Source organism: bacterium (assembly GCA_024228115.1).
GTDB lineage: Bacteria > Myxococcota_A > UBA9160 > UBA9160 > UBA6930.
Window position 1 is genome coordinate 13,825 of the sequence record JAAETT010000223.1, and the last position, 15,645, is coordinate 29,469.

Here is a 15,645-nt window from a genome sequence, read left to right on the forward strand (position 1 = left end):
GGGGGGCGAACCGAAGATGCGAGTAGGACGTATCTACGCTTTGAATCCGTGGCCTGGCTGCGGCGTCGAAGCAAGGCGCCCCGCGAGATCCAACTTGCCCCAGAACATCATCCGCCTTCTCCGCATTTCCATCGTGGTGGCCGTCTATTCGGCGGCCGGCCCTGCCCGTTCGTGGGATTCCCGTGATGAGGCGGCAGCAGACGAATACCGGCAGCTCGAGCGGGAGCGTGCCGAGCAATACCGGGACAGGGTCGAACGTGGAGACAAGACCGCCCGAAGACCACCGGTCGAGGCTCCCAGACGTCAGGCCAGGCGTCCGAGAGAAGATCGTCCCCAGCGCGAGAGTACGTGGGACCGCGAAGCCCGCGCCTGGAGGGAACGCGCCTGGCGCTGGTCCGAGGAAGTCGGCGACGATCTTGCTGAGGCGATTCGCGACGCGATCGATGATGCCCTGAACGAGGGCGGAGGCCGCTAGTCCGCGTGCGGCGCTTGATCCTGCTCGCCCTGTTGTTGCTCGCAGTCGCGGCGGCGTTGCCCTGGCTGCCGGGCCCGACGTTGGCCCAGCGCCTACCGCGCGCCTCGCTCTTGTACAGCCGCCCGTGGGTCCTGGTTCCGGGTGCGCGGGTCGATCCCAAGGATCTCGAGACGCATCTGGAGCGGACGCACTATCGGGCCGTCTCGGATGCCTCGAACCCCGCCGTCGGCACCTACCATCGAACGCAGGTTCGTTGGACGATCGGCCTGCGCCCCTTCGACTATCCGGATGGCAGCGAACCCGGTGGCGCGCATGTGCTGAAGATGAAGGGCACGCGGATCGAGAGCATCACGGGGCCGGACGGCGAGATGCGGGACTCCCTCTTCCTGGAGCCATTGCGTCTTGCGGTCCTCGGGGGCCCCGATGCAGCGCCTCGTGAGTTGCTGGCATTGGAAGATCTCCCCCAGCACTTGATCGACGCCGTGCTGGTCGCTGAGGATCGGCGTTTCTTCGTACATCCGGGTGTCGATCCGGTGCGCGTCGCAGGCGCAGCCCTCGAGAACGCGAAGGAGCGCCGCATCGTCGAGGGCGGAAGCACGCTGACCCAGCAGTTGGTCAAGAACGTCTGGCTCTCGCCCGCCCGCACCTGGGCACGCAAGTTTCGCGAGGTGGGAATCGCTGTCTGGCTGGAGTTCCGATACTCGAAGAGAGAGATCCTCGAGGCCTACCTGAACGAGATCTATCTCGGCCAGGCGGGTGGCCGCGCGATTCACGGTGTCGGCCCTGCCGCCCGCTTCTGGTACGCGAAGGACGCGACGGAGATTTCCCTCGCAGAGTCGGCGCTACTCGCAGGCATGGTGCGCGCACCCAGCGCCCTGGCGCCGGATCGGCATCCCGACCGTGCCCGCGCCCGCCGCGACCAGGTGTTGGATGCGATGCTCGCGCATGGTCGCATCGGCGAATCCGTGCATCACGAGGCACGGCAGACACCGGTCGTCGTTCATCGTCGCCGGAGTTCGCGGGCTTCGGCCCCCGGCTTCACTGCCAGGGTGCGTCATGAGCTGGCTCGGGAGACAGACGTGGACGAGCTCGGAGAAGCGGGGCTGCGCATCTTCTCGACCCTCGACCCCCATTTCCAGCACGAGGCGAAGGCGGCGGTGAGTGTGGGTCTTGCGCGTCTCGAGAAGGGGTATCCGTTGCTGAAGCGGAAGAAGAGCCCGCTCCAGGCAGCGCTGGTCGCCATGGATCCCCATAGCGGCGACGTGCTGGGCTGGGTCGGGGGGCGTCGGCAGGTGCCCGGCGGCTTCGACCGGGTGAGCGGAGCGCGTCGCCAGCCGGGTAGCGTCTTCAAGCCCATCGTGGCGTTGGCCGCATTCACCTTGAACGAACGCGGCGCGCCGGGCTTCACCCTTGGCACCGTGCTGGAAGATGCTCCGCTGCAGCTGGGAGTGGAGGGCGAGGCATGGGAGCCTTCGAACCACAGCGGGCGGCTACCGCGGCGCGGTCCGTCTGCGCACCGCGCTCGAAGATTCGCTGAACGTGCCTTTCGCCCGCCTTGGCATGGAAGTGGGGCTCGTGCATGTGGCGGATACCGCACGCCGGGTCGGAATCGAGAGCCCCCTTCGTCCGATCCCGAGCCTGTCCCTCGGCGCCTTCGAAGTCACGCCACTCGAGATCACCGCGGCCTACGGCGTGCTCGCGGCTCGCGGGAAGGCGCATGCGCCCCGAGCACTACTGGCCGTCGAGGAGGCCGGGCGCGCCCGCGGGGCGCTGCGATCCTCGGCAAGGGACGCCTTCGATCCGAGACCCGTTCATCTGGTGACCGAGGCATTGTTGGGTTCGGTCCGACGCGGGACAGGCAAGACCCTGGGCCGCCTGGGCGTGCCTGGGCCCGTCGCCGGCAAGACCGGCACCAGCAACGATTTTCGCGACGCCTGGTTCGTGGCCTACACACCGGAAATCGTGGTAGGCGTCTGGGTCGGCTTCGACGACGGCGCGCGGGTCGGCTTGACGGGGGCTCAGGCCGCACTCCCGATCGTTGCACGTTTCCTGCGCGGGGTGCTAGGCGAAGAAGAGGGTTGGGGCTTCGAGGCGCCGCCCGGGCTGGAGCGGATCTCGATCGATCCGGAAACAGGCCTGCGTTCCGCCGCACATTGCCCAGGGCGCGACGAGTGGTTCGTGGCGGGCACCGGACCGCGTCGTACCTGCCCTCGGCCAAGACGCAGCCCGCGCGATTGGTTCGAGCAGGTCTTCCGGGGGCGCCGCTGATCGCTCAGCTCGCGGGTTCGTCCTCGGTGGCATAGAAGAGGAAGATCCCAACCGTCGTCAACGCGCACAGCAGGTGCCAGATGGCGTGGCCCTGGATGAGGGAGTCCGGGTCGCATAACGGGGCGCCCGTGTGGGAGAGGCGCCAGATCACGAGTGCCGCCACGAAGGAGGCGCCTGCCAAGAGGAGCGGCCGCCAATCTCGCGACACGTCAGGTCGGCGTCTCGCTCCAACCACCTCGAAGAGGATGAAGGCTGGAATGACGACGAGATAGACCGCGCTCCCCGACCACGGGAGGATTTCCAGTGCGCGCGGCAACGCAAGGCCCATGACGAGCGCCAGGAACAGCCACCAAAACGCGCGTGCGCCTCCGCCGAAGCAGCGGGCTCCCGCGTACGCCAACGGGAAGGCGATGTAGAGGAGCATCGAAACCACATCCGCGGTTCCGCCCCAGGTCCGTCCGCTGCCGTGCATGGCCATACTGCCCGGGCCGAGGAACACGACCAGCGCGGCGTAGAGAATGGGCATCGCGCGCGATCGGGTGAACGGGTTGTTGCCGACCGCGGGAAGATCTACGCCATTTCGGACCCGCGTTGCGATCCACAGCCCTGCCGCGACGAAGCCCAGGTTCGACCACGTATTCGCGGGCTGCTTGACCCACGAGGTGTGGAAGGCCTCACAGAACATTTCCCCGGCACCGACGAATTCACCCGGCCAACCGCCCAGCCCGAGTACGAAGAACGCCGCCAGGAAGACCGCGGCCACGGTCCAGGGAATCAGATGCAGGTACGACATGGGAAGAGGAGTAGGGTACAGCAAACTTCACGCGGAGGAGGCGGAATGCAGCTGGATGGAAAGACGATCCTGGTGACTGGATGCGGCGGCGGGATCGGCTCGGAGACGTGTCGCCTGGTCGTCGCACGGGGTGGAAGCCTGGTGGCCGCAGATCTGGATTCGGCCGGCGCATCCGTCGCCGAAGAATGCGGGGCCGAGTATCTCTCGCTCGACGTCACGTCCGAGAGCGCCTGGACCGCCGCGCGCAAGCGGGTGGAGGAGCGCTTCGGCGCCCTTCACGGTCTCGTCAACAACGCCGGTGTCATCCTGATGAAGCCGCTGCTCGAAACTTCCCTGGTCGAGTATCGCCGGCTCAACGCGATCAATGCGGAGGGCACCTTTCTCGGCATGCGCGCCTTGGCGCCCCTGTTGGCCGAGTCCGCTGGTGAGCATGGCGCTTCGATCGTCAATCTCTCCTCGATCTACGGGCTCGGCGGTCAGCCTGGCTTCTCGGCCTACGGGGCCTCCAAAGGTGCGGTCCGGCTGCTCGGCCAGGCTGCGGCGCTCGAGTTCGCCCAGAATGGCATGAACGTCCGGGTCAACAGCGTGCACCCCGGGCCGATCAACACGCCGTTGGTGCGCGGTCCGCTCGAAGCGGCTGTCGCGGCGGGTGCGCTGCCCTCCACGCAAGCAGGGATCGATCTGGTGGCGGCGGGTTACCCCCACGGTCGTATGGGAGTCGCTTCGGACGTGGCGGGTGTGATCGTCTTCCTGCTCTCGGACGATGCGCGTTTCGTAAACGGCGCAGAGCTGCCGATCGACGATGGGCTGAGTGCCAAGGCGCAGTAGGCTCCATGCCGTCCGGAGCATCTGGCCCGGCTGTCGGGTCCCGAGATTCCTCTTTTCGGGCAACCACTTGCGCCATGCACCGCGATTGGCGAGCTTCCTTCTGATGTCGTGCGCACGCAGCACTCGCTCGTCCCGAGGATTTGGCCCGAGCCGCTCTTCCAGCGGCACGGGCCGGCTTCATGAGCGCGCCGGCCTCCTGTAACCCCCCGAAGTATTTGATTTTCTTCGTGGAGCCTGGACGGGGAGCGCTGCTCGCCCAGGCCGGGTTTCGAGAGTCCTGATGGCCGACTGGACCGAGCAGATTCGCCGGGCGGAGGCGAGGAGTGAGGAGCTGGGCAACCGGCTTGCTGACCCTGCCCTCGCGAAACAACCTTCCGAGCTCGCAAGTGTGGGCAAGGAGTTGGCAGATCTGCGTCCGCTGCTCGAGGCGGGCCGAGCCTGGCTCGCCGCGGCACAGGGCGTCGACGACGCCAAAGAGATGCTGGGCGAGGACGACCCCGAGCTGCGCGAGCTGGCCGAGGCCGAACTCGCCGACCAGGAGGCGCGTCGCGACGAGCTCGAGGCCGAGATCCGCATTCTGCTCGTTCCGAAGGATCCGAACGATGAGAAGGACGCCATCCTGGAATTGCGCGCCGGGACGGGCGGAGACGAGGCGGCGCTCTTTGCCGGAGATCTGTTCCGGATGTACGCACGCTACTCCGAAGCCCGTCGCTGGAAGATCGAACCGATTTCGGTGAGCGAGAGCACGGGCGGCGGGTTGAAGGAAACCATCGTCTCGGTCTCGGGGAAAGGCGTCTACGGTCGTCTCAAGCAGGAGAAGGGCGTGCATCGGGTGCAGCGCGTTCCGTCGACCGAGAGCCAGGGTCGCATCCACACTTCGACCGTCACGGTGGCGATCATGCCGGAGGCCGAGGAAGTCGATGTCGACGTGAATCAGGCCGATTTGCGCATCGATGTGTTTCGCTCTTCCGGGCCGGGTGGCCAGAGCGTCAACACCACGGATTCCGCGGTGCGCATTACCCACGAGCCGACCGGGCTGGTGGTCATCTGCCAGGACGAGAAGAGTCAGCACAAGAACAAGGCCAAGGCGATGAAGGTGCTGCGCTCGCGTCTTCTCGAGGCTGAGCTCGACCGTCAGCAATCCGAACGTGCGACCGAGCGGCGCGCGCAGGTCGGTAGTGGCGAGCGAAGCGAGAAGATTCGCACGTACAATTTCCCACAGAACCGGGTGACGGATCATCGCGCCGGCTTCACCCTCCACAAGCTCGAGGGCTGCATGGAGGGCGATCTCGACGAGCTCTTCGACGGCGTGCAGGGCGCCCTGGCGGAGCAGGCGGAAGCAGCGCTCGATGCAGAGATCGAATCATGAGTAACGCCACCAACACACGAGAGAGGACCTGGAGCGTCCTCGAGTTGCTGCGTTGGACGACGAGCTATTTCGAAGAGACGGGCATCGACACAGCGCGGCTGGATGCCGAATGCCTGCTGGCGAACGCGCTCGGAATCGAACGCCTGCGCCTCTTCATCGAATTCGAGAAACTGGTGACGCCCGACGAGCGCGACCGATACCGCGCGCTGGTGCGCCGCCGCACCGAGGAGCGCTTGCCGGTCGCTCTGCTGCTCGGGAAGAAGGAGTTCTGGTCATTGCCGCTCGAGGTGACCTCCGATGTGCTCGTGCCGCGGCCCGAGACGGAGACGCTCGTCGAGGCCGCGATCCAGGCGACGGCGGAGGGTCCCCTCGAGATCCTCGATCTCGGAACCGGTTCGGGTGCGGTCGCGTTGGCGTTGGCGAAGGAGCGCCCCGAGGCGCGCATCACCGCAACTGACCTCTCGGCGGCGGCTCTCGAAGTCGCCCGCCGCAACGCCGAAAAGCTGGAGTTCGTTTCGAACATCGAATTCTGTCGTGGAGATGGTTTCGAGCCTGTCGCTGAGCGCCGCTTCGATGCGATCGTCTCGAACCCGCCCTACCTGGCAGAGAGCGAAGCGCCGGATCTGGCGCCGGAACTCTCGCACGAGCCCAAGCAGGCGCTTTTCGCCGGGCCCGAGGGCACGGAGCTCTTGCGCCGCATCGCGGAAGAGGCGGGAAGCCGGCTCCAGCCTGGTGGCTGGCTCGGTGTCGAACTCGCGCCGCATCAGGCGGAAACGATGATGGGCTGGCTTCGGGAAGCCGGCTTCGAAGATGTGATTGTGCACCGGGACCTCACGGACCGGGCACGCGTGGTCTCGGGCCGACGACCACGAACGGGGGGATGACCAATGGCGAGCCGTGCGACCAAGACTGGAATTCTGAAGCTGCTGCAAGCGAGTGATGCGGGTTTCGAGCGCGCATTCGAGAAGCTATGTCGGCGCCGCGACGAGCGTGATGAGAGCCTTGGTAAACAGGTCCAGAAGATCATCGCGCAGGTACGCGAGGCGGGCGACGACGGCGTCCTCGCTCTCACCAAGAAATTCGACGGCGCAGATCTCGAGGCCATCGAGGTCGAGCGAGAGGAGTGGGAGGAGGCTTGCGAAGCCGTCGATCCCGCCGACCGCGCCGCCCTGGGCAAGGCCGCGATGCGCGTGCGCGAGTTCCACAGGAAGCGCATTCCTTCCAGCTGGGAGATGCGGGAGGAAGGCGGCGGATTCATGGGCCAGCGGGTGCGCTCGCTCAAGCGGGTCGGCGTCTACGTCCCCGGAGGCAAAGCGAGCTACCCCTCGACGGTCATCATGAACGCCGTGCCGGCGTCGGTGGTCGAGGTACCCGAGATCATCATGGCGACACCGCCGGAAGCCGATGGCACGATTCGCAAGGAAGTCTTGATGGCCGCCAAGGTGGCGGGTGTTCACCGCGTCTTCAAGATCGGTGGCGCCCAGGCAGTGGCCGCTCTCTGCTTCGGCACCGAGAGCGTTCCGCAGGTCGACAAGATCGTCGGGCCGGGCAACGCATGGGTTCAGGAGGCGAAGCGCCAGGTCTTTGGCGACGTCGATATCGACAGCGAAGCGGGCGCGACCGAGGTGGTCGTCGTGGCCGACAAGACGGCGACCCCCGCCTGGGTGGCAGCGGATCTGATTTCCCAGGCTGAACACGAAGAGGGCGCGAGTGCCGTTCTCGTGACCCACCTGAAGACGGTGGCGACGCGTGTGCAAGAACAGCTTGCCAAGCAGCTGAAGGGGATGGAGCGCGAAAAGATCGCTCGTGCGGCACTGAAGGCGAATGGCTTCGTGATCGTGACGAAGGATCTCGACCAATCCATCGAAGTCGCGAATCGCTATGCCCCGGAACACCTGGTGCTGGCGGTGGCGTCTCCGGATGATGCGCTCAAGAAGGTCGAGAATGCGGGCACGGTCTTCCTTGGCCACTACACGCCCGTAGCCGTGGGGGATTACCTTGCGGGCCCGAACCACGTGTTGCCCACCGGTGGTACCGCGCGCTTCTTCTCGCCGCTCGGCATCGATGATTTCCTGAAGCGCACCGCCTTCGTGCGCTTCGAGCCGCCGAAGCTGCGAGAGCTCGGAGCCGACGTGATGCGGCTGGCGGAAATGGAAGGCTTCACGGGCCATGGGGCCTCGGTAGAGCTTCGCCTGCAGAAGATCCGTCGTGCACGCCGCGAGCGCGAGGCCGCGCGCGAGGCGGAGATGGAGATCTAGTCATGGGGCGCAACGCAACGATCGAACGCAAGACGAAGGAGACGGATATCCGTCTCGCTTTCGAAATCGACGGCACGGGCCAGTACGATGTGGAGACGGGCATTCCGTTCTTCGACCACATGCTCGAATCCTTCGCGAAACATGGGCTTTTCGATCTGCACCTGCGAGCGAAGGGTGATCTCGCGGTCGATCTCCATCACACGGTGGAGGATGTCGGTATCGTGTTGGGCCAGACCATCCGCCAGGCTCTCGGCGACGCTCGGGGCATCCGTCGTTATGGCTGCCAGGTGCTTCCGATGGCCGAGGCCAAAGTCGAGGTGTCGCTCGACGTCTCGAACAGGGCGTATCTCGTCTACCGCGTGCCGCTCGAGAACGAGCGGATCGGCAGCTTCGATGCGTCGTTGGCCGAGGATTTCGCCTACGCATTGGCCCAGAACGCGGGCCTCGATCTGCATGTCGATCTCCGGTACGGCAAGAGCCCGCACCACATCGTCGAGGCCGTCTTCAAGGGGCTGGCCCGTGCCTTGCGTCAGGCGCTCGAACTCGATGCACGCCACGACGACGTGCCATCGGTGAAGGGCGCCTTGTAGTCATGCCTGCCAGCGCCCCCCGCGTGGCTGTGATCGACTACGGCGCCGGAAATCTGCGCAGTGTCAGCAAGGCGCTGGAACGTTCCGGGCTGCGCGCCGATGTGTGTGGTGATCCGGCCGGCCTGCGCCAGGCGGATGCGGCGGTGTTGCCCGGGGTCGGCGCATTCGCCAATGCGGTGGCCAGCCTGAAGGCGAAAGGCCTGGATGACGCCGTTCGCGAAGGCATCGAATCAGGTCGCCCCTACCTGGGGCTCTGCCTCGGCCTTCAGCTGCTATTCGACTCGAGTAGCGAGCACGGTGAAAACGCCGGTCTTGGCTTGATCAGCGGGCGGGTGGATCGTTTCCCGGAACGAGATGCCCAGGGCAACCCGCTCCTCGTTCCCCACATCGGCTGGAACGAAGTGCGCTACTCCGGCGAGCATCCGATGCTCGAAGCATTGCCCGAGCGCGACATCTACTATTTCGTCCACAGCTACCGCGCTGAGGCTGCGAGTGCGAAGGGCCGGGTCGGCGTATGCGAGTACGGTGGCCTTCCGTTCACTGCTGCAGCAGCTGAAGGCTCGGCCTTCGCCGTGCAATTCCACCCAGAAAAGAGCCAGAGTTCGGGACGGCGTGTTCTCGACGCCTTCGCCCGTTGGATCGATTCTTGTTGAACAGGACCCAAGCATGTTGAAGACGATCTGCACGTCCCTTCTTTCGTTGGCCTTGCTCGTCGCCGCTACCGGCTGCGTGCAGACCGTGAAGGGCACGGCCCATCCGGCGTTGCGAGAACACGGGACGATCTCGCGCCTGGCGGTCGCACCCTTCACTCTTTCCGAGCGGCTCGTTGGAGCCAAGACCGGAGAACTCGAGACCGCGGTTGCCGCGGAGCTGCTTGCCAACCGCTTCTCGGAGGCGATCGCTGCACGAGGTGTTCACGTCATCGCTCCCTCCGACGTCGCGATTGCTCTCGAAGCAGCAGGCGTCGCCGGGAGCCGGGTTCTCGCCCGCCAGGTTGCGATGGTGGCGGCTGAGAAGTTCGGTGCCGAAGCGGTGCTGGTGGGTCGGCTCACGCGGTTGGTAGCTCGTGAGGGCAGCGCTGCAGGGGTGACTCGCGCCGCCACGGTTGGCTTCGCCGTCGATCTCTACGCCGCGCCCGGTGGGGCGCGGCTCTGGACAGGCAACTTCGACGAGACGCAACGTCCGCTCTCCGACAACGTGCTCGATGCCTCACGTTACCCCGGTGGCGGCTCGCGTTGGCTCACGGCCGAGGAACTGCTCAGCTGGGGAGCGCTCGAAGTATCGAATGCCATGCCCGTTGGCTCCAACGTCGGCTACTGAACCCCCCAACGAAGATCCCCCCATGTCTGATTTCGAGCTGATCCCTGCCATCGATGTGTTGGACGGCCGCTGCGTGCGGCTCTCCCAGGGCCGCTACGACGTTGCAACCGTCTACGACGATGATCCCGGCGCGGTGGCTCAGCGCTTTCGTGCCCACGCGCTACAACGTCTGCATGTCGTGGACCTGGACGGTGCAAAGGCAGGCCGGCCCTGCAACCGGGATGCGGTTCGCGCCATTCTCTCCGAGATGAAGGGCGTGCCGATCGAACTCGGCGGCGGCATCCGAACACAAGAAAGCGTCTCCGAGTGGCTGGAGTTGGGGATCGACCGGGTCATCCTCGGCACGGCCGCGCTCCGGGATCCGGAGCTCGTGAAGGAAGCGGCGCGCCGCTTCCCCGGGCGGATCGTCGTGGGCGTCGATGCGAAGGAAGGCCAGGTCGCAGCCGAGGGTTGGCTCGAGACCAGCGACGTGGATGTCGTCACCCTTGCGCGCCGCTTCGAGGATGCAGGTGTGGCTGCGCTGATTCACACCGATATCGCCCGGGATGGCATGGGCACTGGTCCCAACCTGGAAGCGACGGCTGCGCTCGCAGAGCAGGTTTCGATTCCCGTGGTGGCATCCGGTGGTGTCGGCACCGTCGAGCACATTCGCGCAGCGGCGGCGCTTGCGTCCCGAGGCGTCGCTGGCGTGATCGTCGGGCGCGCACTCTACGATGGCTCGGTCGATCTCGCCGATGCCCTGGAGGCAGCGGCATGCTCCTGAAGCGGATCATTCCCTGCCTCGATGTGGATCAGGGTCGCGTCGTGAAGGGTGTCCAATATGTCGACCACGTCGATGCGGGCGATCCGGTCGAGGTGGCGCGTATGTACGACGAGCAGGAAGCGGACGAGATCACGTTCCTCGATATCACTGCCAGCCACGAGGGCCGGCGCACCATCTTCGATGTGGTGGCGCGTACGGCCGAAAGCGTCTTCATGCCGCTCTGCGTGGGTGGGGGCGTGCGAAGCCTTCAGGACGTCCGCGACCTGCTGAATGCCGGCGCCGACAAGGTTTCGATCATGACTGCCGCGGTTCACGAGCCGGAACTGGTGGAGGAGGCGGCGCTCAAGATCGGCAGCGCCAACCTGGTGGTGGCGATCGACGCGCGAAGGATCGATGACCGGGAGCCATATCGGGCCCGGGCCGAGGCCCGCCACGGCGAGAACGATCCGGATGCCATCTTCGAGGTCTACACCCATGGTGGCCGCAAGCCGACGGGCATCGATGCCGTGGCCTGGGCAGTCCGGATGGCCACGGCCGGCGCTGGCGAGATCCTCCTCACGAGCATGGACAAGGATGGGACCAAGAGCGGCTACGACCTGGAAATGGTCCGCGGGGTCGCAGACGCGGTTTCCGTTCCTGTGATTGCTTCCGGCGGGGGCGGAACTCCGGAGAGCCTGGCCGAGGCGCTGGATGATGGCCCCGAGGGGGGACACGCCCAGGCGGCGCTGGCCGCCTCGATCTTCCACTTCAAGGAGCAGACGGTTGGCAGCGTCAAAGCGCGCCTCCTGGAACTCGGAATCCCCGTCCGGCCCCCCGCGGGTAGCCGTTGATGCCCCCAGGGCTGTGCGCTAGCTTCCCTTGTCCGCGTGGAAGGCCCCAATCCTCCGATTTCTTTGAGGTTTTTTGCCCCCCACCTCATTCGCCCGGGGGTCTTCGCGCAAGTGCAACTCGACACGTGTACGCGTTTCGGGCCACTCCCTAAAAACGGGTGGCTCCGGTCCAGGGGGGATCGGAGCTCACTTCGAGGGAGTCTCGTGACGAGTCCGCGATCCAATCTCCAGGAGAACACAGCCGCATGCCGGTGGTGAAGGTCAAGGACAACGAGCCCTTTGAGGTGGCGCTGAAGCGCTTCAAGAAGACGGTGGAGAAGGCAGGCATCCTGACCGAGCTCCGCCGCCGCGAATACTTCGACAAGCCGAGCATTCGGAAGAAGAAGAAGGCAGCCGCGGCACGGAAGCGAGCCCTGAAGAAGCTCAAGCGGATGGTGCGCTAGCGCGCAGGCCAATCCGCGGGGAGTCGCTGAGAGCAGATGGCTCGAATCCCCGAGGACACGATCCAGCAGGTGCGAGACCGCGTCGACATCGTCGACGTGGTGGGTCGCGTTGTCAGCCTGAAGAAGGCCGGCCGCAACTTCAAAGGCCTGTGTCCGTTCCACGAAGAGAAGACGCCTTCGTTCAACGTTTCTCCCGACCGTGGTAGCTATCACTGCTTCGGGTGCGGCGAAGGTGGCAACGCGTTCGGCTTCCTGATGAAGCACGAGGGGCTGGCCTTCCCCGAGGCGGTGCGCAGCCTGGCTGCCGAGGTTGGGATCGAGATCAAGGAAGAGGCCGGCGGCGGTGCGCCTAGCGTGACCGAGCCGGTGCTGGCCGCCAACCTGGCCGCCCAGGCTCTCTACCGTCGGGCGCTGATGGGTGAAGAGGGTGCTGCTGCGCGTGCCTATCTGGCGAAGCGCGGCCTGGATGGTGAGATCGCCGAACGCTTCGGCATCGGCTACGCACCGGATCGATGGGATGCGGTGGTGACGGTGCTGCAGCATGAGGACATCCCTGCCGAGATCGGTGAGGCAGCGGGTCTGTTGAAGGCGCGCGAGCGCGGCGGCCACTACGACATGCTGCGCGGCCGCATCAGTTTTCCGATCCAGGATACGCGGGGCCGCGTCATCGGCTTCGGCGGCCGCGCAATCGGCAAGGATCAGGAGCCGAAATACCTGAACACGCCGGAGAGCCCGGTCTTCCACAAACGGCGTGCATTCTACGGCTTTCCGTTTGCGTTGGATCCGATCCGCAAACACGACCGGGTCGTCGTGGTCGAAGGCTATTTCGATTGGGTGGCGTTGGCGCGTGCTGGGGTCGAGGAGGCGGTGGCCACCTGTGGAACTGCGCTTACCGAGCAGCACACGCGGGATCTCCGGCGCCGCACACGCAATGTGGTGCTGCTCTTCGATGGTGACGATGCGGGTCAGCGCGCGATGCTGCGGGCTCTCGAGATCCTGTTGCCCCAGGGCCTGCGTGTTTCTGCCGCGGGCTTGCCTGCCGGCCAGGATCCAGACGATCTGCTCCAGAACGAAGGCGCCGAAGCGCTGCTGAAGCGAATCGATGAAGCGCCGCCGGCCCTGAATGTTGCCATCTCGCGGGCTGTGGCCGAAGGCGTTTCGACGCCCTGGGAGCGTGCCGACGCGGCGGAGGCCGTCGTTCCGCTCCTCGCTCTGGTGCCCGATCCGGTCGAACGCGCCGAGTTCACCCGTCAGCTGGCGATGGCGACCGGCGTGGAGCCGCGGGAGATCGAAGCGGCGACACGCAAGCTCCAGACAGGTGAAGGAACAGGCGAGGTCGTCCTTCAGGCGGGCCAGCGTGTGCGCGGGCCCGAACACAGGCACTTCGAGTTGGCGCTCCAGATCTTGCTGAGCCATCCGGAGCTGCTGACCCAGGCGGAAGATCTCGTGGAATGTGCGCCGGATCCTGCGCTCGGCGAACTCGCCCGGGAGATTTCGAGCGGGGCCAGTGTCGATACCCTGCTCGATCGCGTGGAAGGCGAACCCAAGCAGATCCTTTCGAAGCTCGCGGCCGAAGGGCTCGGAGATCTCGAAGACAAAGTGCCGGCTGCTCGTGGGTTGGCGGATTCCCTTTCCAAGCTTCACGCGCTTCGCGAGAAGCGTGAGCGTGAGCAGTTGAACCGTCGTCTTGCGGATGACGCCACGCTTCTGGCCGAGAAGAATGCTGAATTGCTGAACCGGAGACAGCGACAATCTGCTGTGTGATCTGAAGGAGACCCCTGATGGCTTCAAGCGTGCCCGGAAGTCGACCCAACTCCGCCCGGAAGAAGACCGAATCGAAGAGTGCAGCGGACGCTACGGGTGCACTGCCCGAGGATGGAGGTTGGGAGAGCTTCGACGCCTCCGATGCGAGCCACCATGGTGGCTTCCTGCGCTTGCTGGCGAAGGGGCGCAAGAAGGGGTTCCTCACCTCCCATGATCTTGGTGCGGCGATTCCTTCCGAAGCATTGAACGCGGATCAGATGGAGGAACTGATCAGCTTGTTCGGTGAGCATGAAGTCGCCGTCATCGAAAAGCCTGCGCTCGGCCAACGGGTTGGCGAGACGAATCCGACGTACGCGACCTATGCGGCGAATGAGGACAGCGCGCCCAGCCACGATCCGGTGCGAGTCTATCTGCGCGAGATGGGGCAAGTCTCGCTCCTCACGAAGGCGGGAGAGGTGGCGATTGCCCAGCGTATTGAAGCCGGCGAACTGAAGCTGCTGTACGCGACGATTGGCACGCCTCTGGGCCTGCGAATCGTGTTGGATGCGTGTGACGATCTTCGGCGGGGAAAGATTGAGCCCAAGGCGCTACTCGATGGCACCGATGACGAAGAGGCCGAGCATTCGCCTGCCGAGCGGAAGAAGTTGTTGCTCTCTGCCGTAACGAAGGTTCGCAAGGTCGAAGCCGAGATCGTCAAACGGCAAGCCGCGATCGCCAACACGCGAACCAGCGACGAGACCCGCGAACGCCTGCAGACGGAGGTGGACGAGTACTTCCGGGAGGCGGTCGATCTGCTGGTCGCTCAGCGTTTCTCGAAGAGGCGCTTCCGGGAGCTTCGGAGCCAGGTGGTCGAGCAGGCCGAGGTGATGAAGGGGATCGACCAGGCAGCGGCACGCGCCGTGCGCCCCCTTCGCGTCAGGTTGGCGGAGTTCGATGATCTCGCGGCCCTGGCCACACGCCGCAGCAACAAGGCCAAGGAGGCGTTGGAGAAGCTCGGGGGTGCCGACCGGCTTGCCCAGGTGAGCGAGAAGCTCCAGGTCATCCGCGAAGAACGCGACCGGCTCGAGGCCGAGACGAAGATGTCGAGCGAGATGTTCCGCACGCTCCGGAACCTCTACAGCGATGCATTCGAGGAGACTCGTCAGGCGAAGTGTGAGTTGACCGAGGCGAACCTGCGGCTCGTCGTGTCGATTGCCAAGAAATACTCGAACCGTGGGCTCCTCTTCCTCGACTTGATTCAGGAGGGGAATATCGGCCTGATGAAGGCGGTCGAGAAATTCGAATGGAGGAGGGGTTACAAGTTCTCCACCTACGCCACCTGGTGGATCCGTCAGGCGATCACCCGCGCGATTGCCGACCAGGCGCGCACGATCCGTATTCCGGTGCATATGATCGAGACGATCAACAAACTCGGGCGCACGACGAAGGAACTCGTGCAGATGCTAGGCCGAGAGCCCACGCCCGAGGAGCTCTCCGAGAAGATGGAGCTGCCTCTCGAGAAAGTGCGTATGGTGCTCAAGATCGCCAAGGAGCCGATCAGCCTGGAGACCCCGGTTGGGGACGAGGAAGATTCGAACCTCGCCGATTTCGTGGAAGACAAGAACGCGGTGAACCCGGCCGAAGCCGTCGTCGAGGCGAGCCTCTCGGATCAAACCCGCCGTGTCCTCGCCACCCTCGCACCTCGCGAAGAGCGTGTTCTCAAGATGCGCTTTGGTATCGGTGAGCGCGCGAATCACACCCTGGAAGAAGTCGGCCAGGATTTCGCCGTTACCCGCGAGCGCATCCGTCAGATCGAAGCCAAAGCCCTCCGCAAGCTTCGCCACCCGAGTCGCAGCACCCTCCTGAAGAGCTTCATCGACAACTAAGTCAACAGCGGGGACGGGGTTTACAATTGACTTTTCGGAGAAAAGTCAATTGTAAACCCCGTCCCCGCTGTTGACTTAG

At 65.2% G+C, this 15,645-nt stretch carries 15 protein-coding genes; 14 read left to right on the top strand and 1 reads right to left on the bottom strand.

Annotated features, from left to right (window positions below):
- Positions 1-94 precede the first annotated feature (94 nt).
- Both GY937_10330 and GY937_10335 read left to right on the top strand, forming a co-directional pair.
- The gene (locus GY937_10330) at positions 95-475 is read left to right on the top strand and encodes a hypothetical protein (GenBank protein MCP5057106.1); all 381 of its coding nucleotides are present in this window, start codon (positions 95-97) and stop codon (positions 473-475) included.
- 5 nt (positions 476-480) lie between these two features.
- A complete protein-coding gene (locus GY937_10335) occupies positions 481-2,778 on the top strand; it encodes a hypothetical protein (protein MCP5057107.1) in 2,298 nt (765 codons plus the stop codon).
- On the opposite strand, the gene GY937_10340 is transcribed toward GY937_10335, so the two are convergent.
- Complete coding sequence (locus GY937_10340; GenBank protein MCP5057108.1) at positions 2,748-3,536, bottom strand: hypothetical protein; 789 nt, start codon at positions 3,534-3,536, stop codon at positions 2,748-2,750. The genes GY937_10335 and GY937_10340 overlap by 31 nt on opposite strands.
- Before the next feature lie 45 nt (positions 3,537-3,581).
- On the opposite strand from GY937_10340, the gene GY937_10345 reads away from it, so the two are divergent.
- From GY937_10345 to rpoD, 12 genes are all read left to right on the top strand, one after another.
- Positions 3,582-4,364, top strand: a complete 783-nt coding sequence (locus GY937_10345) for an SDR family oxidoreductase (protein MCP5057109.1) — start codon at positions 3,582-3,584, stop codon at positions 4,362-4,364.
- A gap of 280 nt (positions 4,365-4,644) precedes the next feature.
- Positions 4,645-5,733: a peptide chain release factor 1 gene (gene prfA / locus GY937_10350; GenBank protein MCP5057110.1), complete on the top strand. Its 1,089-nt coding sequence runs from the start codon at positions 4,645-4,647 to the stop codon at positions 5,731-5,733.
- Entirely contained in the window at positions 5,730-6,617 is an 888-nt protein-coding gene (gene prmC / locus GY937_10355; protein MCP5057111.1) for a peptide chain release factor N(5)-glutamine methyltransferase, read from the top strand. The genes prfA and prmC overlap by 4 nt, the downstream gene beginning before the upstream one ends.
- A 3-nt stretch (positions 6,618-6,620) precedes the next feature.
- Positions 6,621-7,991, top strand: a complete 1,371-nt coding sequence (gene hisD / locus GY937_10360) for a histidinol dehydrogenase (GenBank protein ID MCP5057112.1) — start codon at positions 6,621-6,623, stop codon at positions 7,989-7,991.
- A 2-nt stretch (positions 7,992-7,993) separates the two neighbouring features.
- Positions 7,994-8,581: an imidazoleglycerol-phosphate dehydratase HisB gene (gene hisB / locus GY937_10365; GenBank protein MCP5057113.1), complete on the top strand. Its 588-nt coding sequence runs from the start codon at positions 7,994-7,996 to the stop codon at positions 8,579-8,581.
- Between the two features lie 2 nt (positions 8,582-8,583).
- On the top strand, positions 8,584-9,234 hold the full coding sequence (gene hisH, locus GY937_10370) for an imidazole glycerol phosphate synthase subunit HisH (GenBank protein MCP5057114.1): 651 nt from the start codon (positions 8,584-8,586) through the stop codon (positions 9,232-9,234).
- A gap of 13 nt (positions 9,235-9,247) precedes the next feature.
- Positions 9,248-9,901, top strand: a complete 654-nt coding sequence (locus GY937_10375; protein ID MCP5057115.1) for a hypothetical protein — start codon at positions 9,248-9,250, stop codon at positions 9,899-9,901.
- Positions 9,902-9,923: 22 nt separating this feature from the next.
- Positions 9,924-10,664, top strand: a complete 741-nt coding sequence (hisA, locus tag GY937_10380; GenBank protein MCP5057116.1) for a 1-(5-phosphoribosyl)-5-[(5-phosphoribosylamino)methylideneamino]imidazole-4-carboxamide isomerase — start codon at positions 9,924-9,926, stop codon at positions 10,662-10,664.
- A complete protein-coding gene (hisF, locus tag GY937_10385; protein ID MCP5057117.1) occupies positions 10,655-11,494 on the top strand; it encodes an imidazole glycerol phosphate synthase subunit HisF in 840 nt (279 codons plus the stop codon). Before hisA ends, hisF begins: the two co-directional genes overlap by 10 nt.
- Before the next feature lie 245 nt (positions 11,495-11,739).
- A complete protein-coding gene (locus tag GY937_10390) occupies positions 11,740-11,937 on the top strand; it encodes a 30S ribosomal protein S21 (protein ID MCP5057118.1) in 198 nt (65 codons plus the stop codon).
- A 36-nt stretch (positions 11,938-11,973) separates the two neighbouring features.
- A complete protein-coding gene (locus GY937_10395; protein ID MCP5057119.1) occupies positions 11,974-13,701 on the top strand; it encodes a DNA primase in 1,728 nt (575 codons plus the stop codon).
- Positions 13,702-13,718: 17 nt separating this feature from the next.
- Positions 13,719-15,566, top strand: coding sequence for an RNA polymerase sigma factor RpoD (rpoD, locus tag GY937_10400; GenBank protein MCP5057120.1), 1,848 nt, complete (start codon positions 13,719-13,721; stop codon positions 15,564-15,566).
- Positions 15,567-15,645 lie beyond the last annotated feature (79 nt).